The sequence below is a fragment of the Bordetella genomosp. 5 genome, from assembly GCF_002261315.1.
In the GTDB taxonomy this organism is placed as follows: domain Bacteria; phylum Pseudomonadota; class Gammaproteobacteria; order Burkholderiales; family Burkholderiaceae_B; genus Bordetella.
This window is the reverse complement of record NZ_NEVP01000006.1, coordinates 377,364-403,334: the sequence shown is the minus strand read 5'-3', so window position 1 is coordinate 403,334 and position 25,971 is coordinate 377,364. Positions and strand designations below refer to the sequence as shown.

Genomic DNA, 25,971 nt, shown 5'->3' with positions numbered 1-25,971 from the left:
TCAATCTTCAAGTATCGGCATGCGCCGATCGGCCCGCGCGCGCGCCCGCGTGTAGGTATCGACAAAAACTTCGCCCGGGCAAAGTGTTTTGCCCGCCATAAAAAGGGGGGCGCAGGCCCCGGACGCAACACTCGCATCGTGGCGCGTTGTCATGCCATGACGCTGGCGTTGCAGTGCGGCAGGTCCGCGACGTCTTGAAGTTCTTTTATCAGGCCGGTAGGGAAACCATGAAAGACATTCACCCGCGACATGAACCCTTTTTCTCGCTGACCAGTCAGGACGTGCTGCTGACGCCCGGCGGACTGCGCGCCCTCTTGCCCGGCGGCGTGCGCGACACGGATCCCGAGATGCAGCCGGCCGACGACCCCGCCACGCAGGACATGCTGGCCCGGATCCGGCAGCTCGAATCGCAGAACCGGCGTCTGCGCCATCTGAGCATCACCGACGAACTCACCTGCGCCTTCAATCGCCGCCACTTCTCGACGAGCTACGCGCAGCTGGTGCATCTGAGCGGCGCGCCCGCGGCGCGCGGGGATGCGATCGCGCTGTGCCTGTTCGACATCGACTATTTCAAAACCTACAACGACACCTTCGGGCACCCCCGCGGCGACATGGCGCTGCAGGCGGTGAGCCACGCGGTGGCCAACATGCTGCGCTGCGGATCCGACCGGCTGTTCCGCTTCGGCGGCGACGAGTTCGGCGTGTTGTTCCGTGCCGCCAGCGCCGAAGAGGCGCTTGAGCGGGCGCGCAGCTTCCAGACCGCCGTCGATGCGCTGCGGATCGCGCATCCCGGCGGGCAGCACAAGCTTCTGACGGCCAGCTTCGGCCTGGCATGGCATGCCACGCCGGCCGCGCATGGCGTGGACGCCAAGCAGATCTACTCGGCGGCCGACGCCGTGCTGTACGCCGCCAAGCAGGAAGGCCGCAATCGCGTGCGATTGCAGGTCATGTCCGGCCGCGCGGCGGACGCGCCCGTCTGGGATATCGCCAGCCGCGCCCTCGGCTAGCCGGGCCGGCGGCGGCCGGGCGCGTGACGCGACGTTGACAACCCTGAACGACGGCACATGCACTTCGACTTCGACAATGGCACCTTCGGCCATCTGCGCCACGCCCCTCAGGCCCCCGCTGTCGTCCACGCGGACGGGGTGCTCAGCTGGCAATCGCTGCATGCGCAGACCCGCGGCTGGATTCATCGTGCGCTCACCGCCGGCGCGCGCACCGATCAGGCCCTGGTGATCCTGGGGCACAACGAGCCTTCTATCGTGACCGCCATGCTGGGCTGCCTGGTGCTGGGGGTGCCTTACGTGCCGGCCGACAGCCGCGACACCGTGGATCGCATCCGCCGCATCGTGGACCATTCCTGCGCCTCGCTCATCTACGACACCGCCACCGACCGCTTCATCGTCGGCCCGGCCGGTGCGCGGCCGCTCACCGAGGTCAAGCTCGCCTGCATCATGTTCTCGCCCTCGGGCGGGCAGGAGCCGCTGGGCGCGCAGATCGGCCGCGAAAGCATTGCCGCCCAGGCCAAATGGCTGCGACGTCAGGCCCGCCTGGGCCCCACGCCGGTGTTCATGGGCCCCGCCTCGTTCATGTGCGGGCGCTCGATCCTGGACCTGCTCGGCCCGATGGCGACCGGAGGCACGCTGGTGCTGCGGCCAGCCGTGGACGAGCCGCAGCACGGCACGTTTGCGCACCACCTCGCTCTCCACCATGTCAGCGTGCTGGTGGCGAAGCCGTCGTTCCTGCGCCAGCAGCTCAAGGATCCCGCCTTCGGCGGCCATCATCTGCCGGCGCTACACACCCTGATCCTGGGTGCCGAGCCGATCACGCCGCCGCATTTCATGGCGCTGCGCCAGCGCTTTCCCGGCGTGCGCATCGTCCGCAACTACGACCGGGTCGAAGTGACAGGCGCGGCCACGTGGAGCGAGATCGACGCCTCGATGCACGACCCGCTCGCCAACACTTACACGCTGGGTCATGCGCGGTCCTGCGGCGAGGTGTTTCTGCGCAACGGCGAGATCTGCGTCGCGGGCCCCACCGTGATGCGCGGCTATATCAATGCGCCCGACATCAACCGCGTGCGCATGTTCCAGCACCGCGGCCGGCCCGCGTATCGCACCGGCCACTGGGGCATGATCGACGAGCGCGGCCTCGTCTTCTGGCAGGCGCAGTCGTCGACCCCTGAATGAGGTGGCCCGCCGTGGGGAACGGCCCCGCGGCGGGCGGGGCGTATCTCTTACACCGACATGGTCAAGCCGCGTCGGCCACCACGGTCAGGCGCGGCACGGGGTGTTCGACCGCGACGATGCGGCCCTGGCCGTCGAAATGGACGGTGGCGCTGCGTGCGTCCTGCAGGCGCACCAGGCGGGTCGGCTCGTCGCAGAAGCTGCGCACGTGGCGCAGGTTGCTCTGCGCGCCGCGGTGGCGGCGGCGCTCCAGGCCGCCGTAGCGGGCGCGGTTGTAGCGCGCCCAGCAGACCAGGATCGAGGCCATCAGCATCGACACGGCCAGGTAGACCAGCAGCGTGTCCAGCGAAGGCAGCAGCCGCAGCAGCGGGGAGACCCCGAGCGAGCGGGTCTGCACCACCGCCAGCACGCCGGCGGCGATGAGGTAGAAGAAGCCCGCCCAGGCGAGCGCCGTGAGCAGGACGTCGATGGATTGGCCGAGCGGAGTACGTCGAGTACGCAGAATCATGATGTGGGCGCCTTGATGCCGCGGTCCGGGCTCACCCAGCGCGCACGGCGCCGCCGGACCATCAGCATGACTTTGGGGAAACTGACCAGGGTGGTGAAGAGACTGATCATCCAGTAGGCGAACGGATACCAGATGACCCAGAAGAGCGAGCGCCCGAGCCCTCGCTCGTAGCGCCGGTCCACCAGCACGCTGATGCCGAACTGCATCAGGCAGACGATGGCCAGCACCATGCCGGTGAAGGCCGGCGGAACGAAATTCGCCACGTGCAACGCCGGCGGCATCGGAATGATCAGGCCGAGCAGACCCAATACGGTGAAGATGGCGAAGGCGAACGCCCAGATCGTGGAGAGGCAGAATTCGGCCATCATCACCCACATGCGGCGGTACTCCCAGCGCCAGATGCCGGTCATGTTCTTCAGAAACACCTCGGCCCCGCCCTGCGCCCAGCGCAGCCTTTGTTTCCAGAGCCCGCGCAGCGTCTCGGGCATCAGGATCCAGCACAGGCCGCGCGGTTCGTAGAACACCGACCAATGATCGCGCTGCAGCTTCCAGCTGATGTCGATGTCCTCGGTGATCATGTCCAGGCTCCAGTAGCCCACCCGGTCCAGCGCGGTGCGCCGAAACGCGGCCACGACGCCCGAGACCGTGAACACCTGGCCATAGACGCGTTGGGTGCGCTTGATCAGCCCGATGATGGAGGAGAACTCACCCACCTGAATGCGCCCGACCAGCGTGGAGCGCGTGCGCACGCGCGGATTGCCCGTGACCGCGCCGACGCGCGGGTGCAGCACCAGCGGCCGCACCAGATGCACCACGGCATCGGGGTCGAGGATGGCATCGCCATCGATGCACACCAGGTACTCGCTGTGCGCGGCCAGCGCCCCGATGCGCAGGGCCATGGCCTTGCCCTGGTTGGCGGCCAGATGAATCACGCGCAGCCGATCGTCCTCGAGCACCAGCTCGTCGAGAATCGCGCCGGTGTCATCGCTCGAGCCGTCGTTGATCGCGATGACCTCGATATGCGGGTATCGCTGCGCCAGCGCCGCCCGCAGCGTGTCGCGGGCGTGGTCCGACTCGTTGAAGCACGGCACCAGGATGGACACGAGCGGCTCGCCCGGCAGCACCGGCGGCGGCGTGTCGGGCCCGATGCGCCAATGGCGTTCCCACTGAAACCAGAAGTACAGGCCGCCCGTCATCCAGATCACCGACATCAGCATTGGATAAAAGAACACGAAGTCGAGCAGCACCTCGCTGGTGAGCAGCAGCATGAGCCCCAGCGGCAGGCCGGTTACGAGGCACAGCGTGGCGAAGGCAATCAGGCGTTGGATCATCGCACGGGATACCAGGAGTCGGAGATGGCCGGCCGGATCGTTTCCAGCGCCGGGTGGTCCTGCAGAAAGTCGTCGGGGTAGTAACCGAAGTTGCGCGCGCCGCGCAGTTGCAGGCGCTGCATCCAGCCCGCGATGATGGCCGCGTCGATTTCGCCGTCGCCCTCTCTGCGCCAATCGCGCGTCTGCAACTCGAATACCGTGCGATCCAGCCCGTTCGGCCGCTTTGCCACCACATCCACCATGCGGTCGAGCCAGGCGTTTTCCTGCCCTTCGGGCACGTTCTCCATGTAGGGCATGGCCATCGGCGCGGTCCAGTCGTAGGCGGCCAGGAAGTCGTCGAGGTTCTGGGCGAACCAGGCCTCGCTCTCCGGCGCCATCACGGGCGGCGCGTAGATGTTGCGCGCCGTCTTGATGCGCGGGCCGCGGATCGCCTTGACCTCCGCCGCGAGCGCGAGCGTGAAGTCCACCAGCGTGCGGCTCTTGTAGCGGGTCCAGCGCTGCATCGCGTCCGGATCGGCACGGATCTCCCGTATGCTGCCCGGCAGGCCCGCCGCGCCGTACGCCGCCAGCGCCGGCGCGCTGGCGTCTTCGAAGTCGCTCAGCAGCGCGTCGTCGTGAAACAGCACGCCGTCGAAGATCGCCTGGCGCGAAAGATCCTGGTAGATCTCGGTAATGCGCCGCCGCGACTCGGCGTCGTACGGCGAGAGCCGCACGTATTGCTCGCTGTCCACCGCCACCTCGCCCGTCTGGGGGTCCCAGCGCTGCACCCGCGGCAAGGCGGGGTCCAGATCGAACGACAGCACCGGCAGCCAGGCGTAGATCTGCACGTTGGCGCGATTGCGCAGTTGCCAGGCCACGCGGCTGAACAGGTCGGCGCGCACCGGCAGCCAGCGGTTCGGGAAATACAGCTCCCGGGCAAGCCCGTCCGCCTGCGGGTCGGCGAAGGCCTGCAGGAACACCGTGTTGATCTGCATGTCGACGATGCGCTGCACCAGCGCCCCGAGATTGCGGTCGGTCTGCTCCGGATCCGGGTCGTAGACGTAGTCGATGTCGACATGCGCCACGCGCATGAGCGGCCGCGCCTCGGTGCCCACCACCGAGTTCGCGAACGACTTGGTGGGCGGGTCGCTCGAGATCAGCAGCCGCGGCGTGGACATCAGGCTCTCGACCTTGGCCGTGCCGTCCTCGAGCGTCATGCCCATCACATAACCATGCTGGCCGGCGATGCCGAGCGCCGTGCCGCTCTCCGCGCCATACGGCCAGACCCAGGCCCGCGGGCGCTTGCCGGTGGCCTGTTCGATCTTGTGCGAGATCGCCGCGATGTCGCGCGTCATGCGGGCCCGGTGCGCCGCTTCCGTCTCGTAGGTGCCGCTCGCGCGGTCGTAGGCCCGCACGGCCGCGGCCGGCTGGCTGTTGCCCTGCGGATTGGCGAGCATGCCGTAATGCAGGTTGTCGGTGTGGGCCGCGACCTCCACCAGGCCCGAGCGCGACAGTTCCCCCACCTCGCTCCAGTTCAAGAAGCGCTCGCGTTCGACCTTCTCGCCGCCGAAGTCGACCGGCTGATCGCGGGGCGTATCCATCCACTTGCCCACCGGCGCCACCACCGCGGGCCAGTTGAAGGCGCGCAGAATGGGCAGCACGCGCGTGAGCGTGCTGCGGTAGCCGTCGTCGAACGTCAGCAGCACCGCTTTAGGCGGCAAGGCCGGGCCGCCCTGGTTGGCCGCGATGATCTGCTCGATCGACACCGGCTGGTAGCCGTTCTCGCGCAGCCAGGTGAACTGGCGCACGAGACGGTCGGTGCGCACGCTCAGAAAGCGCTGGTCGGGATCGTCGTCCTCGACATCGTGATATCCCAGCACCACGAACTGATTCTTCGGCCAGGGCTCGTCCGCGTGACCGCGCTGCCGTTCGGCGGGCGGCACGAAGACCGGTACATCCTTGGCGCAGGCGCTCAGCACGCTGACGGCGAAGAACAGGGCCAATGCTCGCAGGAAGGAGAGGCGCATGGTCGGCTTCTAGAAACGGAAGGTCATGTCGAGGACGAGCCGCAGTTCGCGTTCTCGGTCGCCGTCGTAGGGACGGCTGATGGCAGTGGCGGTCGCGCCGATGGCGAAGGCATCATTGGCCTGCCAGCGCTGGCCGTAGCTCAGCGTCACGATCCCGCCCGAGCCGTAGTCGCGCTGCGAATACAGGCCCGCGCCGACCGCCGCCGTCTGCGTCCAGACGGACTCGTAGCGGCGGCTCAGCACGTGCGTCAGCTGCACGCTGGGCAACACGGTCAGGTCGGCGCGCGGATTGAAGTACGGCGTATCGCGCAGCGTGTTGCGCGAGGCGAACACGTCGAGGTTCAGATCGGCGGTGAGCGTGGGTGCCGTATACAGCCGTTCGCGCCCCTGCACGCCCAGCGTGTAGCGGTTGTTGCCATCGCTGAAGCGCGACGGCGAGGCGAGGAATGTCCACTCGCGCCGCTCGTCGGCGCGCCAGCGCACGAAGGCGGCCGCACTGTTGGAAGTGACGTCGTTGGTCAGCGCACGCAGGGGCGTCGCACGCGAACGCCAGTCCAGGCTCGCGCCGACCTGCCACGAATCGTCCAGATCGAGCGCGCCCGACAGGCGCAGCCCCGGCTTGGTGCCGAAGCCGTAGTTGTTGGCCGACACCTCGCCCTCGACCGTCACGTCACGCACGCGCCACTGCAGTCCGGTACGGGCCCAGCGGTAGCGCCCCTTGCCCTCTTCGAACTTCCCCGTCGCGTAGCCCAGGCCGGCAAAGACGCGCCAGTCGTCGGAGATCGGCGGCGAGTACAGCACGGTCTCGACGGCGGTCTCGCCATCGCCGGCCACGGCGCTGTCGTTGGCCAGCCCGCGCGACGCCGTGACCTGCAGCTCGGATTTGTGGTGCAGGGCCACGGCGCGCGCAAGCTGCCGCGCCGACAGGTCTTCCGGGTAACGCGTGATCACATCCTCGGCGAGCAGGTCGGCCTGGCGCCATTCCTGCAGCGACAGTGCCGTGTAGCCTTGTCCGACCTCAACCGCGAGGCTGCGCGGCGACAGCGTCTCGGCCATCTTGAGCTCGCGCTCGGCCTCGCGCGGCCGTTCCCGGGCGAGCAGCACATCGGCCCGCCCCGCGCGCAGGCCCGAGTTGTAGGGCGCCTCGCGCACGAAATCGTCGAAGCGCGCCTGCGCTGCTTTCGTGTCGCCCGCCAGCAATCGGGCCTGCGCGGCGGCACGGCTCGCCTCCAGGTGGAGATCGTTCGGCATCCGCATTTCCTGGCCCTTGTAGTAGAGCCAGGGATTGAAGTTGTCCTGCACGGCGTCGATGGACGCCACGGCCTGTGTCGCGCGTTCGTTCTCCGACAGGGCATAGAACAGACCGGTATGCGTGACGAGGCGATCCGTCGCCTCGTCGTCGGCCGCCGTCGGATGCGTAGCCGTGAGTTCGAACAGGGACTGCGCCCGGTCGGGCTGGCGCAGGTAGAGATAGGCGTTGGCCACGTCGTTGTTGGCATAGCGCGGCACATTGACGCCCTGCGCCTGCAGGGCCTCATACTCGCCGACCACCTCGCGCATGTGGCCGCGCACGTACAACGCATGCAGCCGGTCGATCCGCGCGCGCAGCACATCGCCCGCGGCCTCGGGCCCCAGCGGCGTCCACGCCTCGATCTGTGCGTCGAGCCGCGCGATCGCGCGATCCGCCACGACATGGCGTTCCGTCTCGTTGCGCGCGGGCATGCCCGCCATGCGTACCAGCTCGGCCGCCTCGTCGCCTTCGATGCGGCGCAACTGGGCATCCGTCAGCAGGCCGGGGTCGGCGCGTGCCACGCGCAGCGCCGCGCCGGGCAGCCCTGCACGCTGTAGCGCAAAGACGTAGGCGCGCTTGACGTCGTTGCGCCCCGGCGTGAGCTGGTAGGCGCGATCCGCCTCTTCGAGCGCCGCGAACGGCAGCTGGGCGCGCGCATACGCATAGCTGAGCGCGAGGCGCCGATCCGGATTGCGCGGCGCCGCCGCCACCAGCCGCTGACCCAGGCTGATCGCGTCGGCCACCTGGCCCGCATCGGCCAGCACCATGGTTTCACCGAGCACGAAGGTGTCGTCCTGCGGAAACGGCACGGCACCCTTGCGATAGACCCCCAGCGCCTGATTCCAGCGCTTTTCGTCGCGATAGGCGCGGGCCACCACGGCGAGCGCTTCGGCCGGCAGCGGCATGGCGACCGCGAGCGACTCATAGACTTCGATCACTTCCGCGCTGCGGCCCGCACGGCCCGCGATGACGATCAGATCGATGATCGCGCGCTCGTCGTGCGGATCGAAGCTCACACGCTGACGCAGCATCACGAGCGCCGGCCCGTAGCTGCCTTCGCGCGCACCGATGATGAGCGCGTCGTACTCTTCGTCCCCCTTGGCCCCCGCCGCCTGGCCGCACGCGAGCGCGCTCGCGATGGCCAGCGTCAGCGCCAGCGGCCGTCTTGCGTAGAAGGGAAAACCTGCCGATCGTCGAGCCATACCGTTTCTGCGCCGTCTGCGTTGGAGGGGGAAGGAGTCGAACGTGGCGCAAGTATGGGGAGGCCGGATCGCCATAACCTTTTACGGCCAGCCAAAACGCATTGCGCGGCAGGAAAATCTGCGGTCCGGAGGGGAGATCTCTGGTTGCACTGCAAAATGAAATCTCGTTGCCTGCCCCGTGGCGGTGCATGGCGCACGGCATGCCGCTTGCGTGGCCGACACGTGCAGCAGCCTGGCTGCATGACATGGGAGAACAACGATGAATGATCGACAACGCAACGATGCGCCGACGACCGAGGTGTCACCGGAGCGCAGGCGCGAGCTGCTGGATCAGGGCAACGCGCAGCCGCAGACGCCGGAACCCGCGCGACGCGACCAGGTGGACGTGGCGAACGACGTACAGGAGGGTCTGGCGGACGCCAACGAGCGCGCGGCCCCCACGAGCACCGAAGACGAGAATCGCGCCACGCGCCCGAACGGCGGCACGGGCAGCACGGACGCCCGCACCGATACGTTCAAGCCGGCCGACGACACGCCTTCGGTGTTGCCCAGCAAGCGCGGGCCGCGCGAATGAAGGCGGTGCCGCGCAGGTAAATATTTCCTGCGCCTGAGCGCGACGATCCCTCCGGCGACTGACGGGCTCATCGGCTCAGGCCGGCTTGAACACCATCAGCGCGAAGATGGCCAGGAAGGCGCCCAGCGCGGGAAAGCCCAGGACGAACCAGGCCTTGAAATAGCGGCGGAAGGCAGGCGTGAGCGGGGTGCCGGCCGCGGCGCTGGCGGCCGCCTCGTCGCGCATCAGGATCTGCAGCCGCACTACAGGCAGCCAGCACGCGATCGCCAGCACGTAAAGCAGCGCCGACCACTTCAGCCAGGGCGTGGACCACGGCAACTGCATCAGGTGCACCAGATACCAGCCGGTGAGCGGCTGCAGCACCGCGGTGGTCGCGGTAAAAATCCAGTCGGCCCGCACCACGTGGCGTGCCACGCTGGCGACCACGCGCACATCGCCCTGGAGCACCACGCACAACAGGTAGAACGCGGAGCCCACGCCCGTACCGAACAGCACGGTCGACGACAGGATGTGCACCAGCTTGAACAGGAAATAATCCATCAGCGCCTCGCGGGTTTCCCGCCATCATGCAGATAGAGCAGCCAGAGGGCCGCAAGCATGGGCAGATTCTTGGAAATCGGACCGAACGGATGCAGCCACTGCTCCGGCAGGGACCACGTAATGATGACGGTGTAGCCGCCGATCAGCGCCATCTGTGCCAGCCACAGCCAGCGTGCGCGCAGACCGCGCCAGGTGAGCGTCAACACCCCGAACAGCAGATCGAGCAGCGCGGCGCCGTAAAGCGCCAGCGGCGCCAGCCACGCCGGCAGCCCCACGCGCTGCAGCATGGCGAGGCTGTCCGCCACGGGATAGAGGCCGAACGACACCGCCGCCGTCCAGATCCAGACCGCGGCCAGGGTGAGCTTGAGCAGCGGGATGAACTGTCCCAGCACGGCCTGGGACCGCCGTGCATCGCGCGTGGCGGGCGGGATGAATCCGGCCGGATCGCGGGGTTCGCGACCCAACAGCCGCGCGAATGGGCGGGGGTCGCCGGTATTGCCACGGGCAAGCATATCCACGGCATCCCGGCTCACCATGCCACCGGTCAGCGGTGCCGCCATCCCCGCCAGGGCCCGGGCGAACCCGGACGCCAGCGGGAGGACCACCACCCTGCCCTGCATGCCCAGTTGCTCGCGCAACGACTGCAGATAGGCGCGCAGGCTGAGTGGCCGGGGTCCGCAGAAGGCCAGGGTCGCGACGCGTTCGCACGGCGCATGCAGTAGCGCCACCACGCCGTCGACCACGTCGTCGATGTGGACGGGCTGGATCCGCTGGCGGCCGCCGTCGGGCAACACCAGCACGGGCAGCACGGCCAGCTTTTCGAACCAGGCCGCGCTGGCCCCACCTGGGCCGTACACCAGCGAAGGCTGAACGATGAAGGCGGGGCGGCCCGCGTTGCGCAGCGCGTCGTCGGCGGCGCGCTTGCTGCGATGGAACACGGTGCGCGCATGGGCGTCGGCGCCCAGCGCCGAGATCTGGATCACCCGGGCGCCCCGTCGGGCCGCCGCGGCGAACAGCGCGCGTGGCACGCGGGTATGCAGCGTCTCGTGGTCCTGCGCCGTGCCCCGGAAGATGCCGACGGCGTTGATCACCGCGTCCACGCCGATGAGCAGCTCGTCCCAGTCAGCGGCGGACACCATGCGGGAAACCTCCGCGGGAACGAACTTTGCTCGCGTATCGATGGCGCCAGATGGCGGCCGGCGCACGGGACAGACCAGCTCATGCCCCTGCCCGGCCAGCGCCACGACGAGATGGCTGCCGATGAAGCCCTGCCCGCCCGTCACGAGAATTTTCATGTCGTAGTTCCTTTGCGCTTTCTTCGGCCGACACGGCCGATGCGAATCGCTGTCACCCGCACAGCGGGCAAGCAACCGCCATACCCGCAACCGCCCCGGAGGAAACATGTCGAAGTGGAATTCTGCCGTGCGTGAAGGACTGCGCAGCGGCACTGCCGCCAGTCTGCTGTCCACTGCCGTACTCATGGCGGCCGGCCGCCGCTACAGCGACAGCGCTTATGCCCCCACCAACGCCACCAGCCAATGGCTGTGGGGCCGGCCCGCCTTGCGCGCCGACGGCCCCTCGGTCCGTCATACCGTGACCGGCTACGTGGTCCACCACGGCGCGTCGCTGTTCTGGGCCGCCCTGCATGCGCGAGCCACGCAGGACCTGCCCCGCGCCGACACGCCGGGCGGGGCCATGGTGGGCGGCATGGCCGCCGCCGCAGTGGCCTGCTTCGCCGATTACGTGCTGACGCCGAAGCGCTTTACGCCGGGCTTCGAACACCGGCTGCCGCGCACCGCCCTCTTCTGTGCCTACCTCGCCTTCGGCGCGGGGATCGGCCTCGCTTCCCTGCTCTGGCGTCGCCGCCAGGCTCGAACCAAGGAGTCTTCCATGACCGAAAAATTCCCCGACCGCATCAGCGGCCAACCCGACACCAACGCCGGCGCACTCCGACCCAGTGGCCGGGCCGACACCCCCGCGACGCCCGACCTCGATCATCCGCCGCGCGTGCAGGATCCGGACGGCACCGGTTTCGACCGGGCCGAGGCCGTCGAGGAGCGCGAGGCGCGCGACGGCACCTTGCCGGGCGCGCCCGAGACCAACAACGCGGCCATCCGGCGCCCCAACGGCACGCCGGTACGTGACAACTGACGGGGGCAAGGGGCGCGCGGCAGCTCGCCGCGCGCCCCAGCTTCGCGCTACCTTTCCTCGAAATCTCCGGCGCCGAGCTCGATCCGGCCATCCGCCGGCACCCACTGCGTGCGCTTGCCGGCCGCGCGCAGCTCATCGGCGCCCGCCTCGAATGCCCTCAGCAAGGCGGTCGGGCTGCCATCCTCCGCCCCGAAATGGCGGCGCAGCACATCGCCCGATATTTCGAACTCGCGTTCGACCCCCGCGGTTTCCATGCGAAACACCACGTTGTCCTGCTCGACATGGGCCTGCGTGTCTTTGGTGAATTTGGTCATCATTACCTCCTGTCAGGGTGAAGAAATCGGCGCGGCCTGCAGCGCCGCGAAATGCGCAACCGTGCGCGCCAGGCCGTCGGCGGGCGCCACGCGCGGGGACCAGCCCAGCGTGCTCCTGGCCAGCGAGATGTCCGGGCACCGATGCACCGGATCGTCCTGCGGCAGCGCGCGGTACTCCAGCGGCGCGTCCACGCCGGTGAGCGTGCGTATCATCGTGGCCATCTCCATCATGCTCATCTCCGCAGGATTACCGAGGTTCACTGGAGACGCCAGTTCGGGCGGGCTCTCCATGAGGCGGATCAGGCCTTCGATCAGATCGTCGACGTAGCAAAACGAGCGCGTCTGCGTGCCATCGCCGTAAATCGTGAGCGGCTTGCCCGACAGCGCCTGCACGATGAAGTTGGACACAACCCGCCCGTCATCCGGCGCCATGCGGGGGCCGTAGGTGTTGAAAATGCGCGCGATCTTCACCACCACGCCGCGCTGGCGCGAAAACTCCATGAACAGCGTCTCGGCGCAGCGCTTGCCCTCGTCATAGCAGGAGCGAGGACCCACCGGGTTCACATGCCCCCAGTAGCCCTCGCGCTGCGGATGCTCCAGCGGGTCGCCGTACACCTCGCTGGTAGACGCCTGCAAGACGCGTGCCCCGCTCTCGGCGGCCAGTTCGAGCAAGGCCATCGAGCCGAGCACGCAGGCGCGCAGCGTGCCGATCGGGTCGGCCTGGTAGTGCACGGGCGATGCCGGACAGGCAAGGTTGTAGATTCGCTCGGGCCGCAGGTCGGTGACGGGCCGTGCCACCTCCTGCCGCCGCAGCGTGAAGCGCGGATGCGTCATCAGGCCGGCAATGTTCTCCATCCGACCGGTCTGGAAGTTGTCCAGGCACACCACCTGCCAGTCCAGCGCCAGCAGCCGTTCGCACAGATGCGAACCCAGGAAACCCGCGCCGCCAGCTACCAACGCCAGGCCCGGCGCAGAAGTCAGTTCCGTCATGATGTCTCCATGAGATCGTCCAGCGCGCGCAGCCAGTCGGCCACGAATCGCTCCATGCCGAAGCGCGTGAGCGCGGTCAGGCGGGCGGCCGCGCCCCAGCGGCGCGCCAGGTCGGGGTCGTGTTCGAGCGCGGCCATCGCCTCGCCGAGCCGCTCGGGCCGCGTATCCACGTAGCCGCTCTGGCCATTGACGATGACCGTCGGCAGCTCGGTGGCGGCGAAGCCCACCACCGGCAGCCCGCACAGCATGGCCTCCACCAGCGACAGGCCCAGGCTCGCATATCGAATCGGGCTGAAGAAATAGCGATAGCGGGCCATGAAGGCCGCCACTTCCATATTCGGAATCTCGCCCAGCCCGCCCAGCGCTTCGGATCCCATGCCGATCAGGTCCAGCGGATGGCGCGCGCGCAGCGTCTCGAACAGATCCAGGCCGATCCGCCGGCCGCGGCGGGCAAGGTGGTTCACCACCACGATGCCGCGGGCGAACTCACCGCCATATCGGACCGCGGGCGCCGGCACGCCATGCTCGATGACGCGCGCCGGCATGGCTCCGCTGTCCCACATGATCGCGTTGTAATGGGTCACGTGTACGAGCATGCCGCGGGCATGCTGGAACGGGTGGCGCGTATCGGTCGGATGCGGCTCCGGCGGGTTGTGCTCGAGATAGAGGCTGGGCAGCCGCCGTTGCTCCGGCGTCAACAGCCGCTCGGCATCCCGCAGATTGTTCGCATGCTGATAGATGACGCAATCGAAGCGCTCGTCGCGCAGCGAGCCCGCCGCCACCTGGCTCAGGTTGGGACCCCACGGGATGCGCTTTCCCAGCGGGCCATAGCCGGGCCGGCCGTCCATGGTGCCGGGCACCACGAAGGTATGCGGCACATGCGAGAGCGAATACAAGTAGTTGCCGTGCACATGCCAGGTGAGGATGCGCAGCGGCCTGCGCGCCCGCGCCGGATCCGTTTGTCTGTTCGCGTCGGCGGCGGTCATGGCGCCGGCTCCGCGAGTTGGCGCCGCACCTGTGCCATGACCATCGGCACCGTCACGGCGAGTGCGCAGGGATGCCCGATCGGACAGTCGAACACGCTGCACGGCCGGCACGGCATGTCCGCCGCCAGGACGGGATTGCGCTCCGTATCGCGCGGCGCCCAGCGCCGCACGTCGCTGCCCGACGCGATCACGACGCTGCGCGCGCCCACCGCGGCCGCCACATGCGAGATCCCGGTATCGTTGCAGACGAGGAGCCGGCTGCGGCGCACCAACGCCGCCAGGCCCCCCAGCGATGTCTGCCCTGCCACGTCGCCGAGCCGCGCGCCCGTCAGGGCCCGCAGCGCGTCCAGCAAGGGCCGTTCTTCCTGCGTGCCGGTCAGCACGACCTGCCAGCCTTCGCTGCACAGCCGGTTCGCCACCTCGGCATAACGCGCCACCGGCCAGCGGCGCGACGGCAGCCGCGCGCCCACATGCATCAGGACGAGCCGCTCACGGCGCAGATCATGGCGCTCCATCAAGGCGTCCACTTCCGCTTCGTCGCCCGCGCTCAGCGGCAACTCGAGCCGGTCATCCTCGGCCGGCACACCCACATGACGCAACAGGCGCAGATAGCGCTGTGGCTCCGGCAGCGTGTCGGGCCAGAGCATGCGCGCGCCGCGGCTCTCCTCGGCGGCCTCGGGCACGAAGCCGCCCCAGCGGCGCGCGCCGAACCGCGCCACGATGCCATTGGCAACACCCCCGCTGCCATGCATCTGCAAGGCGACGTCGGGCCGAAGCGCCCGCATCCGGCGATAGAACGCGGGCAGTTCGTGCTCGCGCGGCGCCTGCTCCGGGAACGCGGCGACACCAGGGAACTCGAGCAGCTCGTCCACGTAGGCGGAGAATCGGCTCACAAAGCCGCGCGCGCCGGCGAGTCCCACCAGAAGGATGCGGCTGTCCGGACAGGCGCGCCGCAGCGCCCGCAGCGCCGGCACGGTGCACAGCATGTCACCGAGCTGCAAGGCGCGGAACACCGCGATACTGCGCGGCGGGCGGGCCGGGTCGATCAGCGCCCTCATGGGTACACCCGGCCGAAACGCAGTATTCCCACGATGCGCCAGAAGGTGGCGAGCACGGGGATGCAGGCGGAGGTGATGAGCAGGTCCAGCACGTCGCGCGGCCGCCTGGCGGTGCCGCGCAGCCGGCGGACGAAGAACATGCCGGTCAGCGCCAGCCACACCACCCACGCGAACGCGGCCGGCATCGGACCCTGCATGCGGGCAAGCGCCGCCGCGCTCAGGGCAAGGGCCGTGACGAACGCCGCGCAGGTGACGAAGTAGAACCAGGGCGGCGAGCTGCGGATGCGCGTGCGGAAAAGATCGGGATGCTTGCGATACAGCAGCCCATCGAACAACACCTTCTTCTGCATGCGCAGCCCGCCGAGAAACGGCACCGGCCGATACGGGTGCTCGACCCGCGCCAACGGCGCGCGCAGCACGCGCATGCCCTGGGTGATCAGCGCGAAATGCAGATCGGAGTCCTCGCGCCAGGCCATCGTGAAACGCGGGTCGAAGCCGCCCACCTGTTGCAGCGCGCTGCGGCGCACGAAGCAGTTGGCGGTGATGAACTCGGAACGCGTCAGCCCGCTGGCGTCACGCTCGTAATCGGTGGGAGGATCGGGCAAGGGCATCGAGGTCGCGCCGCTCAACGCCGCCACATCCGGCGTCAGCGCACGCACGCCCTGCCCCACCCAATCCGGCGCCGGAATGGTGTCGTCGTCGGTAAACGCGATCAGACTGCCGCGTGCCGCACGCCAGCCCGCATTGCGGGCCCCGGCCGGGCCGCGGGTTTCATGCACGGCGAGATAGCGCAACGCCGGCAGGCCGTCCCAGCTCAGGGCGACGCCGGTCACCTGCGCCTCGGTCGCCGCGGACGCGCCGTCATCGCACACGATCACCTCGTACATGTCGCCCGGAAACTGCTGCATGCCCAGCGCGGCGAGACAGCGCCCGAGCAATTCGGGCCGTCCGCAAGTGGGCACGACCACCGACACCAGCACGCCGCCCGCTTCGGACCTCATCGCGGCTTCTCGACCAGGTAGGAGCCGATCACGAGCGCGTCCAGCGGCGAGCTCCAGAACGATTCGACCGCATCGCGCGGCGTGCAGACGACGGGTTCGCCGCGGGTGTTGAACGACGTGTTCACGAGCACCGGCACGCCTGTCAGCTTTTCGAAGGCGGCGAGCAGGTCGTAATAGCGCTCGTTCTGATCGCGCCGGACCGTCTGGACCCGCGCCGTGCCGTCGATGTGCCTGACCGCGGGAATCTGCCGCGCGCGGTGCGGCAGGACGTCGTACACGAACAGCATGAACGGCGCACAGATCCGCGCGGCGCCGCGCCCGTCGAACCACTCCACCGCCCGCTCTTCCATCACGACCGGCGCCACCGGCCGAAAATCCTCGCGATCCTTCAGGCCATTGAGGCGTGCCTGCATGGCGCTGTCGAGCGGCGCGGCCAGGATCGAGCGCGAGCCCAACGCGCGCGGGCCGAACTCCATGCGCCCCTGGAACCAGCCGATGATCTTCTGCTGCGCAAGCAGCGCAGCCGTCTCGCCCGCCACGTCGTCGAGCCTGCGGTAGGCCAGCCGCGATTGATCGAGGAAGCGCTCGATGGTCTCGTCGTCGTACGCGGGCCCGAGGTAGGCATGCTCCATCGTCCACGCCCGGCCCTGGCCGCGCCGGTGGTAGTCGACATAGAGCGCCGCGCCCAGCGCCGTGCCCGCATCGCCTGCGGCCGGCTGAACCCACACATCCTCGAACGGACCATCGCGGGCGATCCGCGCGTTCATGACGCAGTTGAGCGCCACACCGCCCGCCATGCTCAAGGCCCGCGCGCCGGTCTGCTCGTGCAGCCATTGCACCATGTGCAGCGCGGTTTCCTCCAAGACATACTGCAGCGAGCTGGCGATGTTCTTGTGCCGCTCATCGAAGGTCGCGCCCCGCCGCCGCGCAGGTCCGAAGCGTTCGACCAGACGCGCCGGCTGGAGCGAATAGCCGCCCGCCTCTTCCAGCTGCAGGATCTCGCGAAACTCCTTGCGATAGGTGGGCGTGCCGAACGACGCGAGCGCCATCACCTTGTATTCGTCGGAAGAATGCAGGAACCCGAGATAGCGCGTGACGTCCTCGTAAAGCAGGCCGAGCGAGTGCGGCAGATCGATCTGTTTGAGCCGCGCATACTCGCCATCGTGAAAATGGCCATAGCTGGTCGCGACGCGCTCGCCCCGCCCGTCCATGGTGAGCACGGCGGACTCCGGGTGCGGCGTGGCAAGGAACGCGCTGGCTTCGTGCGCCAGATGATGGTCGAGATAGGTCCAGCGGGACTGGATGTGGTCCAGCGTCAGGTCGTCGAAGCGCGGGGACTTGAGGTGATGGGGCGCGCCGTCCAGCAGCTGACGCGGCGCGTTGACCAGATAGGAGATGAACAGCGGGTCCCAGGGCGATGCGCCATCCGGACCGACGCCGGCCCGCGACGGTTCGAGCGGCAGCACGATCTCGGGCGCCAGGCTCGCGCCCTGCCCCAGCAGCCGGGGATCGTAGGAGTAGACGATGTGGTCCACGTCGCGCAGCCGGATGCCCGCTTCGGCCAGGCAGTAATCGATCGCGTGATACGGCAGTTGCCAGGTGGTGAACGGCACCGGCCGCTTGCCGTGCTTGACGCGCGTGAAGCGCTCTTCTTCCGCCGCGGCGAGCACGACGCCATCGCGAACCAGCGCGGCGGAGCAGTCGTGGTAGGCGGCGTTGATGCCTAGGGTGTACATGGTCGTCTCCTATGCAGCGGCCCGCGGGGCGCGCCGGCGCAGATCCAAGAGTTCGTGCGCGGCCGCGGCCACGCGCGCGGGCGCCACCCCGGCGAGGCAGGCGTGGTGCCCCTGTGGGCACACGCTGCGGTAGCAGTACTTGCAGGGCACATCGTGATTGAGCACGCGCGCCGGCGTCTGCCAGGGTGTGTGCTGGGGGTTGGTCAGCGCGTAGAGGTCCACCACCGGCACCCGCAGCGCCGACGCGATGTGGGCCGGCCCGCTGTTGTTGCAGATGAACACGCTGGCCCCTTCGAGCGCCGCGCCCAGTTCGCCCAGCGAGAGCTGGCCCGACAGATCGATGAGACCGGGCAACAACGCGCGCGCCCGCATCAGCGCCGCGGCGAGCGCCGGATCCTCGCTGCCGCCCAGCAGCAGCACACGGCGGCCCTCTCCCCGCAGACGCGTGAGCGCCTCCACCAGCAGCGCGCCCGGATAGCGGCGCGAGCTTGCCGTGGCGCCCGCGTGCACCGCGATCCAGCCCGAGCGCTCCGTCACACCGGCGGCGTGCAAGGTGGCGTGCAGACCCCTGCGGTCGATCTCGCGCACCTTGAAGGACAGCCCCACATCGTCGCAGCGCGCGCCGATGGCGGCCACTAGATCCAACTGGCGCTGCACCTCGTGCCGCGTCCCGGACTCCGGCTCCGTCTCGCGCTGCCAATGAGAGATCAGGCGGTACGGGTTCTCGCGGCTGTAGGCCAGCACGCGCGGAATCCCGGCCAGATGGCACAGCAGCGCGGCCGGCAAGGCGCTCTGGCTGTATACGGTGAAAATCACCGCCCCATCCACGCCGAGCGCACGCATACGCGCAATGGCGTCGAGATCGCCCTGATGTCCACGAGAGCCGTTCTTCACCCACGCCGCCTCGTGTACGACCGTCGCATCGATCTCCGCCACGAACGGCGCGAGCTGCGCGCCCGACGGCGAGGCCAGCAGCGTAATGCGCCGCCTGCCGCCATCGCGCAGCGCCCGCATGGCCGGCGTGCTCATCAGCACGTCGCCCATGTTGTCGAGCCGTATGCACAGCAGATGATGGCAGCCGGCCCAGTCGGCGGCACCCGGCGCGGCATGCGGGTCCGGCACAGGCGGCGCCATCTCGTGTCCGGTCTCGTCGCGCGACAGGACGGCGCTCATGCCGCCACCCCGTCGAGCAGCCCGCCGCGGCTCGCCAGCCGCGCCAGCACCGCGTCGGCGGCCGCCAGCAGATCGGGCACCACGATACGGGGCCGGCGCAGCGGGCCGCCGCGCCAGATCGTTTCGTTGCCCACATTCAACAGTACGGTCTCGCAGCCGGCCCGGCGCCCGGCCTCGACGTCATCGAGGATGTCGCCGATCATCCACGATGCGGACAGATCCAGGCGCAGATCCTTCGCCGCCCGCCGCAGCAGGCCGCAGGCGGGCTTGCGGCAGTCGCACAGCCGGGCATAGCGCGACACGCTGCCGGCCGGGTGATGCGGACACCAGTACAGCGCGTCGAGCTGCGCGCCGGCATCGCTGAACATCCGCTTCAGCCGTTGCGCCATGGCCGCGAGCTGGGCCTCGTCGAAACGCCCATACGCCAGCCCCGACTGATTGCTGATCACCACCAGCGGCAGGCCCGTCGAGGCCAGGCGCCGCAGGCCCGCCCGCGCGCCCGGCGCGAACGTCATCAGCGCCGGATCCACGTTGTAGGGCACGTCGGCCAGCAGCGTGCCGTCCTTGTCCAGGAAGATGGCCGGGCTCAGGGCCATGATGTTTCCTTCATGGGCAGCACCATCACTTCCGGCACCACCGATTCGGGCGGCTGCAGCAACACGAAGCGCACCGCGCGGGCCACGTTGGCGGGATCCTGCAGTGTGTCGACATCGATATCCGGAAAGCGATCGAGCAGGAAAGGCGTGCGCATGCCGCCCGCGATGACCGCGCTGACCTTGATTCCGGCGCCGCGCAGCTCCGCATGCAGCGCATGCGACAGGCCCATCAAGCCCCACTTGCTGGCGTGATACACGCTGGCATTCGGCCAGGCCCGGCGGGCGGCCGTCGACGCGATGTTCACGATATGACCGCCCGGCACCAGTAAGGGCTGCGCGAACTTGGCCATCAGGAACGGACCGGTCAGGTTGGTGCGCAGCACGCGCTCCCACACGTCGGCATCGAGACCTTCGAGGGGCGCCGTCACGTCCACGCCGGCGCTGTTCACGATGGCGTCGAGCCGGCCGAAGTGCCGATGGGCAGCCTCGAGTCCGTCCCGCACATCGATCAACACCCCCACGTCCATCGCGAGCGGCAGCACATCCGCGCCCTGCGCGCGCAGCCGCTCCGCCAGCATGGCGGCTCGCTGCCCATCGATGTCGGCGATCGCCACGCGCGCGCCGTCGGCCGCCAGCATCTCGCACAGCGCGGCGCCCAGGCCGCTGCCCCCGCCCGTCACCAGCACGACCCGGTCCGTCAGACTCTCCCACTCGTTCATCGTTCGCTCCTTCACGCCGCGATGCGTGCCGCGCGCGGCTGCGTGGCGGGTTGTCCGGCGATCATCCGGCCGTACACGTTCAACAGATCCCGCGCCACGCGGCGCCAGGTGTAATGACGCCGCGCGCGCTCGCGTCCTGCCTGCCCCATGCGGTGGCGCAGCGCCGGATCGCGCGCCAGCTGGGCCAGACAGGCCGCCAGCGCCTCGGGATTCTTGGGCGGCACGAGCAGGCCCGTGCGCCCGTCGACCACGGTAGTGCGGATGCCGCCGGTGTCCGAACCCACCACCGGGCGCCCGCAAGCCATCGCCTCCACCGGCGTGATGCCGAAGGGCTCGTACCAGGGCGTGGTGACGAACACGTCGCTCGCGCAGTAATAGCGCGCCAGGTCCGCGCGCGCGCGCCGTCCCTCGAACTGCACCCACGGGCCCACCCCGGCGTCCTCGGCCAGGCGGCGCAGCCGGCCGATCTCCGGCGTGGCGCGCTCGTTCGGCAGATCGCTGTTGCCGCCCACCACGCACAGCCTGGCGGCGATGCCATGGTCCTGGCGCAGCCTCGCAAGGCCCAGGATCACGTTGTCAACGCCCTTGCGTGGCACCATGCGGCCGAGCTGCAGCAGACGGAAGTCGTCATCGGCCCAGCCGAGCTCGGCGCGCGCCTGAGCCTGTGGCATCGGGCGCATTTCCGCGGCGTCGTAACCGCAAGGCACGATGTCGATGCGGCGCGGATCGGCGCTGTAGAGCTGGAGCAGATCGAGCCGGTCCTCGGGACATTCGGCGATGATGCGGTCGGCATGCCGCACGATCTCGTCTTCGATGTCGAAGCGGCTGTCCGGAAACTTGTCGGCCTCCTGCTGGTGACGCCGGCGCACCTTGCCCAAGGCGTGAAACGTGACCGCCAGAGGAATGCCGTGCGCCTGAGCCACGGGCAGCGCGGCGTGCGCCGACATGAAGAAGTTCGCATGCAGGGCGTCGTAGCCATGCAGGCTCAGCGACACATAGCGCATCAGGTAGGCCGAAAAGGCGTCCATGTGCGGCAGCAGCGTTTCCTTGGGCAGATAGCAGGCCGGCCCGGCCGGAACGTGGATGACGTTGACATTGGGCAGCCAGTGCACCACCTCCGGCTGCAGGGGGTTGTCCTTGCGCGTGAACACATCGACATGCACGCCCGACGCACCGAGCTGGCGCGCGATCTGCGCCACATAAATGTTCTGCCCACCACTGTCCACGCTGCCCGCGACGGCAAGCGGCGACGCGTGTTCACTGATCACGGCGATCCTTCTCATGTCCCTGCTCCTTTGATACGGCCACTCGGGGCCACAGCGGGTGTGGCGGGTCTCCGGGTGCCGCCGCCAAGGCTTCGGACGAGGCTCTCCAGATGCGGGACGGGAACGCAAGCACTGTGCCGTCGAGGCCGCTGAGAAGCGCTTCTCAGCGCGACGGATTTCGCGGCACCCACGGGGATCAGGCACTTCTTACAGGACGGGCGTAAGAATGACGAGGGGCGCTTGATCCCCCGCTTGATGCCGCGATTGCTCCCTCGCTTGATCCCGGTATCACGGCGCCCGCCGAAAACGTTTCGCGCGCAACGAATCGCGGTCGACCGGACCGCGCCGCGGCGCTGTACCGCGCGCGCGAAACGGCAAAGCGTCGCGCGCCCGCTCAGCCCCGGCGCAGCGGCACCAGCGCGCCCACGGTGGCGACCAGCTCATTGATGTCGGCCGGTTTGGCGAGATGCACCTGAAACCCCGCCAGCAGGCTGCGCAGGCGGTCTTCCTGGCTGGCGTGGCCCGACAAGGCCAATGCCGCGACCCGATGCGCCAGCGCGGCGCCGCGCTCGGCTTCGAGCGCCCGCAGGCGCCCGACGACCTCGTAGCCGTCCATGTCGCCCAACGACAGATCGCACACCAGCACTTGCGGCCACGCGGCCGAGGGCATCGCGGCCAGCGCGGCCAGTGCGCTGGTGCCATCGGCGTAAACGCTGACATTCGCGCCGTGTTCACGCAGCACCTCGCCGACGATCTCCCGGGCTTCGGGCTGGTCGTCCACCACCATCACGTCCGTATGCCGCAGCGTCGACGGCGCCAGTTCCTCGCGCGCCGGTGCGCTGTCGACCGCCCGCAACGGAAATTCCACGGCGTAGGTCACACCGCCCGCCGCCGACACCTGGCTGTGGAACATGCCCCCCTGCCGTTGCGCGCGGGCGGCCAGCTCGGCCGGGTCGAGCGCGGCCACCTCACGCAGCGTATCGGGCACCAGCAAGGCGGCAATGCCGGGCGCGGCGCCGGGCAAGCCGGTCTCGAGCGGCGTGGCGCCGTCCGGTCCGGCGGTCGCGCCGCTGTGCAGCGTCGTCTCGCGGCCGTCCGTCACGGCCAGCGAGGCCAGGCCACCCGCGCGGGCGAGCCGGATTTCCACGCGCCCGCCGGCCGGCGTGACGGCGATGGCGTGCATGCACAGATCCCACACCAGGCGCTGGATCGCGCTGGGATCGCCGGTGATGCGCGAGGCTTCCTGGCCGATCAGCGTGTAGAGGTTCACGCCCTTGTCGTGCGCCAGGTCGCGCGCGGCATCGAGCACGCCCGCTACGACCGCCGCAAGATGCACGGGCTGGCGCGTCTCCTGCTCGCCGGCCGCCTCCAGCGCGTGTTGCTGACGCTGCAGCGCCCACATCTGCGCATACAGGCCGTCCCGGGCCAGCAGTTCGTCGTGCCGGCCGCGCTCGGCCACGCGACCCCGGTCGAGCACCACGATCTGCTCCGCGTGCACGATCGTGGAAAGCCGGTGCGCGATGATGAGCGTGGTGCGACCGCGCGAGATCCGTTCCAGCTCACCCTGGATCGCACGCTCGGTGCGCGTGTCGAGCGCCGAGGTGGCCTCGTCGAAGACGAGGATCGACGGGTTCTTGAGTATCACCCGTGCGATGGCGATGCGTTGGCGTTCGCCGCCCGAGAGCTTGACCCCGCGTTCGCCGACCGGCGTGTCGTAGCCGGCGGGCAGGCTTTCGATGAAATCGTGAACGCGGGCGGCCCGTGCCGCCTGGACGATCTGCTCGCGCGTGGCGACCGGATCGCTGTAGCCGATGTTGAAGGCGATCGTGTCATTGAACAGCAGCGTGTCCTGCGGCACGATGCCCAGCGCGCGCCGGATGCTCGTCAGGCTGACCGTGCGCAGATCCTGTCCGTTTAGCAGGACGCGCCCCACGGTCGGATCGTGAAAGCGGAACAGCAAGCGCGCCAGCGTGGATTTGCCCGAACCGCTGCCGCCCACCACGGCCAGCGTCGTACCGGGCGGCACTTCCAGATCGATATCCCACAGGATCTGGCGGCCCGCGTCGTAGCCGAACCCCACCCCTTCGAACCGGATGCCTCCCGCGCCCGGCGCCAGCGGTGGCAGGCCGGCCTGTTCGCCCTGCTCGGTGGGCAGGCGCAGCAGCTCGCACACACGCTCCGCGTTGACGAAGGCCTCTTTCGCCTGGCGGAAGATCAGGCCCAGCGTGTTCAGCGGCAGGCAGATCTGGATGATGTAGGCGTTCACCAGCACGAGGTCGCCCACCGTCATCCGGCCGGCCACCACATCCTGTCCGGCCAGCAGCATCACGGCGGCCACGCCGCAGGCGATGATGCCGCTCTGCCCCACGTGCAGGCGGGACAGCGAGTACTGATTGCGTATGCCGACGCCGGCCCAATCGTCGAGCACCCCCCGCAGCCGGCCCGACTCGAGCGCCTCGTTGGCATTGAGCTTGACGGCTTCGTAGTTCAACAGGCTGTCGACGATGCGCCCGCTCGCGAGCGAATCCAGCTCGTTCAACTGGCGCTGGTAGGGCACGCGTTTGCGCACCATGACCACGGTGTAGGAGAAGTACGCGACGAAGGTGAGCGCGACGATGAGCGCGAACCAGGCGCTGTAGCCGGCCAGCAGGATCGCCACCACGGACACGATCTCGACCAGCGTGGGCAGCAGCGTGAACAGCCCCGTGCCCAGCAGAAAGCCCAGACCGGCCGTGCCGCGCTCCACATCGCGGGCCAGACTGCCGGTCTGGCGCGTGCCATGAAAGCGCGCGCCCAGCCGCTGCAGCTGGTCGAAGATGCGGACCGTGAAATCGGCCACGGCCTGTTGCGCCACGCGCACGAACACCACGTCGCGCAGCTCGGTGAAGAGGCTGCCGCCGAAGCGGATCAGGGCGTAGCCCAACAGGAGGAACGCGGGCAGCACCAGCATCCCGGGCGCGCTGAGCCGGTCGACCACATGTTTGAGCAGCACCGGCACCAGCACCATCAGCAGCTTGGCCACGATGAGCAGCGCGATCGCGATGGCCGTGCGCCGGCGCCGTCGCCACAGCGCATCGAGAATGGTGCGCGTGACCTCCTTGCGGGCGAAATCGTTGTCGCCGGGCTGCCGGGTCGTCATGACGTATCCAGACTCATGGGAGGCTCCAAAGCCGCGATGGCGGATGCGGCGGCAGGCGCAGCAACCTGTGTTCCTATCCCGTCCTGCCTCCTCTGCCCCTGTTGCGTCGGTCGCAGGTATGCGGGTTGCTGGCTGCGGACTCCCCCCATGCACCGCCTTCTTGAGTGACGCCACCATGACCTCGTCTCACGTCTGGCCCGCCACCGCGGCCCCGCAAGACCATCGCCTGCGCCGCGCGGGCGGACTGCTCGGTTTCGCGATGGGGGGCTTCTTCGACGGCATCCTGTTGCATCAGATCCTGCAATGGCATCACCTGCTGTCGGGCGTGAGCGGGGGCATGTTCTCCAGCCTCCGGTTCCAGATCACGATGGACGGCATTTTTCATGCGCTCATGTACGTGATCGCCGCGTTGGGGCTGTGGCAGCTGTACCGCGCCCGCACGCTCGGCCCGGCGACCGGCACGCCCTGGCCGGCGTTCTGGACCGGCTTCGGCGCGTGGCACGTGATCGATGCGCTCGTCTCGCATTGGATCACCGGCATCCATCGGGTCCGCATGGACAGCGAGGTGCCGCTCATGTGGGACCTGATCTGGCTCGTGCTGTTCGGGCTCGCGCCGATCTGGCTCGGCTGGCGGATGGCGCGCCGCTCGCGGGCGCGGCCTCCCGGCTCGGGCGGCGGCACCGGCGGCCCCGGCGATCATCGCGACACGCGCGGCGGTTCGCAGAGCGGCGCCGCGCCGCTGCGGCCCGTCTCGTCGGCCGGCGGCGCGGCGAGTGCCGCACAGGGTCCCCGAATGACCTTCATGCCGGCGCAGGCGCACGCGTCCCACGCCGTGCGGCCGCCTTCGCTCGCGCGGTCCATGGCCATCGCCGTGCTCACGCTGGCGACACTGGGCGCGGCCGGCCTGAATCTGTTCCCGCCCCGGCAAGACCTGGATACCACCGTGGTCACGCTGAGACCTGGCCAGGGGCCCGCAGCCCTGATCGCGCGTCTGCCGGAAGGCGACGGCCGCGTGTTGTGGTCGGATCCCGCCGGCGAAGTCTGGGTGCTGACCGGCCTGGGCTTCGCGGACCGGCTTTCGCTCTATGGCGCCGGCGCGCTCTACGTGAGCGGCGCGACGCTGCCCGGCGGCTGCAGCCGGTGGCTGTCGGCCGATGTCGCGGGCGCCAGGCCCCGCGCGCCGGCTTAGCGCCGACAGGCCGGGA

General features: G+C 69.3%; 22 protein-coding genes. 5 read left to right on the top strand and 17 right to left on the bottom strand.

The window, feature by feature from the left end; all coding sequences use genetic code 11:
• Positions 1-227 precede the first annotated feature (227 nt).
• The gene (locus CAL25_RS10650) at positions 228-1,007 is read left to right on the top strand and encodes a GGDEF domain-containing protein (protein ID WP_094858356.1); all 780 of its coding nucleotides are present in this window, start codon (positions 228-230) and stop codon (positions 1,005-1,007) included.
• Positions 1,008-1,064: 57 nt separating this feature from the next.
• The gene (locus CAL25_RS10645) at positions 1,065-2,189 is read left to right on the top strand and encodes an AMP-binding protein (RefSeq protein ID WP_094799930.1); all 1,125 of its coding nucleotides are present in this window, start codon (positions 1,065-1,067) and stop codon (positions 2,187-2,189) included.
• 61 nt (positions 2,190-2,250) lie between these two features.
• On the opposite strand, the gene pgaD is transcribed toward CAL25_RS10645, so the two are convergent.
• Genes pgaD through pgaA form a run of 4 tightly spaced genes read right to left on the bottom strand, consistent with a single transcriptional unit; the run spans position 2,251 to position 8,524 of the window.
• Entirely contained in the window at positions 2,251-2,694 is a 444-nt protein-coding gene (pgaD, locus tag CAL25_RS10640; protein WP_094799929.1) for a poly-beta-1,6-N-acetyl-D-glucosamine biosynthesis protein PgaD, read from the bottom strand.
• Positions 2,691-4,025: a poly-beta-1,6-N-acetyl-D-glucosamine synthase gene (gene pgaC, locus CAL25_RS10635; protein ID WP_094799928.1), complete on the bottom strand. Its 1,335-nt coding sequence runs from the start codon at positions 4,023-4,025 to the stop codon at positions 2,691-2,693. The genes pgaD and pgaC overlap by 4 nt, the downstream gene beginning before the upstream one ends.
• The gene (gene pgaB / locus CAL25_RS10630; protein WP_094799927.1) at positions 4,022-6,031 is read right to left on the bottom strand and encodes a poly-beta-1,6-N-acetyl-D-glucosamine N-deacetylase PgaB; all 2,010 of its coding nucleotides are present in this window, start codon (positions 6,029-6,031) and stop codon (positions 4,022-4,024) included. Before pgaB ends, pgaC begins: the two co-directional genes overlap by 4 nt.
• A gap of 9 nt (positions 6,032-6,040) precedes the next feature.
• The gene (pgaA, locus tag CAL25_RS10625; RefSeq protein WP_094799926.1) at positions 6,041-8,524 is read right to left on the bottom strand and encodes a poly-beta-1,6 N-acetyl-D-glucosamine export porin PgaA; all 2,484 of its coding nucleotides are present in this window, start codon (positions 8,522-8,524) and stop codon (positions 6,041-6,043) included.
• 259 nt (positions 8,525-8,783) lie between these two features.
• On the opposite strand from pgaA, the gene CAL25_RS10620 reads away from it, so the two are divergent.
• Positions 8,784-9,098 carry a hypothetical protein gene (locus CAL25_RS10620; protein ID WP_094799925.1) on the top strand — a complete coding sequence of 105 codons (315 nt, stop codon included), beginning with the start codon at positions 8,784-8,786 and terminating at the stop codon, positions 9,096-9,098.
• Positions 9,099-9,173: 75 nt separating this feature from the next.
• Here CAL25_RS10620 and CAL25_RS10615 read toward each other — a convergent pair whose 3' ends face one another.
• Positions 9,174-9,638: a DUF2269 family protein gene (locus tag CAL25_RS10615; RefSeq protein ID WP_094799924.1), complete on the bottom strand. Its 465-nt coding sequence runs from the start codon at positions 9,636-9,638 to the stop codon at positions 9,174-9,176.
• Complete coding sequence (locus CAL25_RS10610; protein ID WP_094799923.1) at positions 9,638-10,933, bottom strand: SDR family oxidoreductase; 1,296 nt, start codon at positions 10,931-10,933, stop codon at positions 9,638-9,640. The genes CAL25_RS10615 and CAL25_RS10610 overlap by 1 nt, the downstream gene beginning before the upstream one ends.
• Before the next feature lie 106 nt (positions 10,934-11,039).
• Here CAL25_RS10610 and CAL25_RS24320 point away from each other — a divergent pair, with 106 nt between their 5' ends.
• Positions 11,040-11,789 (top strand): hypothetical protein, encoded by a 750-nt coding sequence (locus CAL25_RS24320; RefSeq protein ID WP_212590893.1) that lies wholly within the window; start codon positions 11,040-11,042, stop codon positions 11,787-11,789.
• Between the two features lie 47 nt (positions 11,790-11,836).
• Here CAL25_RS24320 and CAL25_RS10600 read toward each other — a convergent pair whose 3' ends face one another.
• From CAL25_RS10600 to CAL25_RS10550, 11 genes are all read right to left on the bottom strand, one after another.
• Complete coding sequence (locus tag CAL25_RS10600) at positions 11,837-12,103, bottom strand: DUF1488 family protein (RefSeq protein WP_094799922.1); 267 nt, start codon at positions 12,101-12,103, stop codon at positions 11,837-11,839.
• Positions 12,104-12,115: 12 nt separating this feature from the next.
• Entirely contained in the window at positions 12,116-13,093 is a 978-nt protein-coding gene (locus CAL25_RS10595; protein ID WP_094799921.1) for a UDP-glucuronic acid decarboxylase family protein, read from the bottom strand.
• The gene (locus CAL25_RS10590) at positions 13,090-14,079 is read right to left on the bottom strand and encodes a glycosyltransferase family 4 protein (protein WP_094799920.1); all 990 of its coding nucleotides are present in this window, start codon (positions 14,077-14,079) and stop codon (positions 13,090-13,092) included. Before CAL25_RS10590 ends, CAL25_RS10595 begins: the two co-directional genes overlap by 4 nt.
• On the bottom strand, positions 14,076-15,137 hold the full coding sequence (locus tag CAL25_RS10585) for a glycosyltransferase family 9 protein (protein ID WP_094799919.1): 1,062 nt from the start codon (positions 15,135-15,137) through the stop codon (positions 14,076-14,078). Before CAL25_RS10585 ends, CAL25_RS10590 begins: the two co-directional genes overlap by 4 nt.
• Positions 15,134-16,138 (bottom strand): glycosyltransferase family 2 protein, encoded by a 1,005-nt coding sequence (locus CAL25_RS10580; protein WP_094799918.1) that lies wholly within the window; start codon positions 16,136-16,138, stop codon positions 15,134-15,136. The genes CAL25_RS10585 and CAL25_RS10580 overlap by 4 nt, the downstream gene beginning before the upstream one ends.
• On the bottom strand, positions 16,135-17,874 hold the full coding sequence (locus CAL25_RS10575) for a carbamoyltransferase family protein (protein WP_094799917.1): 1,740 nt from the start codon (positions 17,872-17,874) through the stop codon (positions 16,135-16,137). Before CAL25_RS10575 ends, CAL25_RS10580 begins: the two co-directional genes overlap by 4 nt.
• Positions 17,875-17,883: 9 nt before the next feature.
• Positions 17,884-19,047, bottom strand: a complete 1,164-nt coding sequence (locus tag CAL25_RS10570; RefSeq protein WP_249279021.1) for a glycosyltransferase family 9 protein — start codon at positions 19,045-19,047, stop codon at positions 17,884-17,886.
• Positions 19,044-19,643: a D-glycero-alpha-D-manno-heptose-1,7-bisphosphate 7-phosphatase gene (locus CAL25_RS10565; RefSeq protein ID WP_094799916.1), complete on the bottom strand. Its 600-nt coding sequence runs from the start codon at positions 19,641-19,643 to the stop codon at positions 19,044-19,046. Before CAL25_RS10565 ends, CAL25_RS10570 begins: the two co-directional genes overlap by 4 nt.
• Entirely contained in the window at positions 19,634-20,362 is a 729-nt protein-coding gene (locus tag CAL25_RS10560; protein WP_094799915.1) for an SDR family oxidoreductase, read from the bottom strand. Before CAL25_RS10560 ends, CAL25_RS10565 begins: the two co-directional genes overlap by 10 nt.
• Positions 20,363-20,373: 11 nt before the next feature.
• The gene (locus tag CAL25_RS10555; RefSeq protein WP_094799914.1) at positions 20,374-21,645 is read right to left on the bottom strand and encodes a glycosyltransferase; all 1,272 of its coding nucleotides are present in this window, start codon (positions 21,643-21,645) and stop codon (positions 20,374-20,376) included.
• Positions 21,646-22,021: 376 nt separating this feature from the next.
• The gene (locus tag CAL25_RS10550) at positions 22,022-24,766 is read right to left on the bottom strand and encodes an ATP-binding cassette domain-containing protein (protein ID WP_094799913.1); all 2,745 of its coding nucleotides are present in this window, start codon (positions 24,764-24,766) and stop codon (positions 22,022-22,024) included.
• A gap of 175 nt (positions 24,767-24,941) precedes the next feature.
• Here CAL25_RS10550 and CAL25_RS24380 point away from each other — a divergent pair, with 175 nt between their 5' ends.
• The gene (locus CAL25_RS24380) at positions 24,942-25,955 is read left to right on the top strand and encodes a DUF2243 domain-containing protein (RefSeq protein ID WP_141217913.1); all 1,014 of its coding nucleotides are present in this window, start codon (positions 24,942-24,944) and stop codon (positions 25,953-25,955) included.
• Positions 25,956-25,971 lie beyond the last annotated feature (16 nt).